The following is a 2,282-nucleotide window of genomic DNA, read 5'->3' as shown; positions in this document are numbered from 1 at the left end:
CAAATATAAGAAGACCCAATAGCTATCATATAACTTTTATCAAATGCTTATTACGTTAAGAATTTTTATAAAAAGGTGGTTTCTTATAGATGGATGATATAAGTAAAGAAATTTTTATTCGTGACTTTGAGAAAGCAATATTTCAAGAAAATGCTGCAATTTTTGCTGGTGCCGGTCTGTCACAGAATTCAGGTTTTGTTAATTGGAAAGAGCTACTACGAGAGTTAGCTACCGAAATTAAATTAGATGTCGATAAAGAAGCTGATTTAATTTCACTTGCCCAATATTACGTGAATGGTCGGTCAGGCAATAAGCATGAACTATTACAACTTATCTTAGATAAATTTTCTCATAATTATGTAAAAAATCATCCAATGGAGATTTTAGCCTCAATGCCAATTAAAACCTACTGGACAACGAACTATGACAACATCATTGAGAAATGTGTGGAGAAGCAAAATAAAGAATACGACGTGAAGATTACTAACTCAAACTTCTCCACTACTAAAGATAACTCAGAGGTTACTATTTATAAATTCCATGGAGATTCTCGTCATCCAGAAAGTATTGTTTTAACAAAAGATGACTATAGTTCTTTTCATAATACTCATCAACTTTTTATTAATGCACTCACGGGACAGCTGCTATCTAAAACGTTCCTTTTCGTCGGATACAGCTTTAATGATCCTGATTTTATGCAGATACTTTCTTCCATACGTTCAATAGGAAAAAATGTTAGAACACATTACTGCATATCAAAAAGAATAGATAGTTCTGAAATCGAAAAAAAGTATGTAGCAGCACAAGAAAACACCCCAGAAAAAGAAAATTTGAAAGCAATATATATTGACTGTCTATACGAAATTGAAAAACAAAAACATATAGTGAGAGATTTAAAACGATTTGGAATCAATACAGTCTTTGTAGATGAATATGATGAAATCCCAACACTATTGGCACAAATCGAGAAGAAGAATATAACCAGAAGAGTATTTATAGCTGGTAGCTGCAGAGATTACGGGACTTGGAGTGAAGAGACAGCCACGATCTTCATGAGTAAGCTTGGAGAACGTTTAATTTATGGAGATTTCCACATTTCTACAGGGTTAATTGAAGGAGTAGGCCCACAGGTAGTAAGCGGTGCTCTTCAGGCGATGTTTGAAAGGAATCTTGATATGAATAAATACCTTTCGCTCAAAACCCTGCCCTTAATAAGAGGAAATGCTGATCATATTGATCCGAGTGCAAAAAAAATGTTTCAGGAAGATATGATCAAGAAGGTTGGAATTGTCATATTTCTTTTCGGAAACAATTTCTATGATGGTCAGCTTAAGACATCTAAAGGAGTTTTGAATGACTTCGATAGAGCAACTAAGCAAAATAAGTACATAATACCAGTTGGTGCTACAGGTTTTGCAGCAAAAGAAATACTGCAAAGAATAGAGCTTAACATTAATAAGTGTAGTTATCTTAGGAACTATATATCAAGGTTAAATACTGAAACTGACCCCGATAAATTAGTTGATGTTATTTTGGAAACTATAGATCATATACGGAATTTTTAGTATGACAATCAATCAGAACTTTCCCTGCTAGTTTAGTGATATTGTTATCTGTTTGAGTAAATTCTTCATTAAAATAATGCTGAAGTTTTATTTCTGTAATGTTTATTATAACCTGAATAAAAGCAGGCATAGGTATTTTATTCATCATATAAAAGTAATTGATATATCTTGCAATATTATTGGCAGAGATAATACAGGATTTTTTATATTGTGTTTCTATAAAGCTATGAACTAATGATTCAAATATTGAACTTTCTATTTTAATTGTATTTATATTCTCTTTATTACTATTAATATAGATAGCGAGAATTTTATTGATTGCAAATTGATAGTTATAATCTTTGGTTGATGATACAGATACTCTATCAAGAGATTTTATGTATGAATATTCCATCGGGATATCATTTTTTGTCAATTGAAATAATATCGGAAATACATGAATATTATTTTCGATAAAATATTCCAATTCAATTCGACACCATTCTTTTCTGAAAAAATCTTCACTCAATATTAGAATTGCTCCAAGAGTACTTTCTGTTTTATCCAAAATCAATTCAAGATGTTGGAATACATTTACACCAAATGGAACATCATGAACATCAACCCAAAGTTCAATCCCATATTTTGATAAATCATCGATTAAGTGTTTACTAAACTCTTCGTAGAAAGCTCGGGAATAGCTAAAGAAAAAATCAAACTTAGAATTCAAAACTACAA

General features: G+C 31.1%; 2 protein-coding genes. One reads left to right on the top strand and one right to left on the bottom strand.

What is annotated here, in order from left to right; genetic code table 11:
* The first annotated feature begins 89 nt into the window (after positions 1 to 89).
* The gene (locus tag MHI38_RS28700; protein ID WP_341182003.1) at positions 90 to 1,565 is read left to right on the top strand and encodes an SIR2 family protein; all 1,476 of its coding nucleotides are present in this window, start codon (positions 90 to 92) and stop codon (positions 1,563 to 1,565) included.
* On the opposite strand, the gene MHI38_RS28695 is transcribed toward MHI38_RS28700, so the two are convergent.
* A partial coding sequence (locus MHI38_RS28695) for a toll/interleukin-1 receptor domain-containing protein (RefSeq protein WP_341182002.1) occupies positions 1,540 to 2,282 on the bottom strand: 743 nt, incomplete at its 5' end. The genes MHI38_RS28700 and MHI38_RS28695 overlap by 26 nt on opposite strands.

This window comes from Paenibacillus sp. FSL K6-1558 (assembly GCF_038002565.1).
GTDB classification, from domain to species: domain Bacteria; phylum Bacillota; class Bacilli; order Paenibacillales; family Paenibacillaceae; genus Paenibacillus; species Paenibacillus polysaccharolyticus.
This window is presented reverse-complemented; position numbering and strand designations above follow the sequence as displayed.

What these genes read in the sequence shown, in the direction of transcription:
- MHI38_RS28700 (WP_341182003.1), top strand. Translation starts at nt 90, where the DNA reads ATGGATGATATAAGTAAAGAAATTTTTATTCGTGACTTTGAGAAAGCA.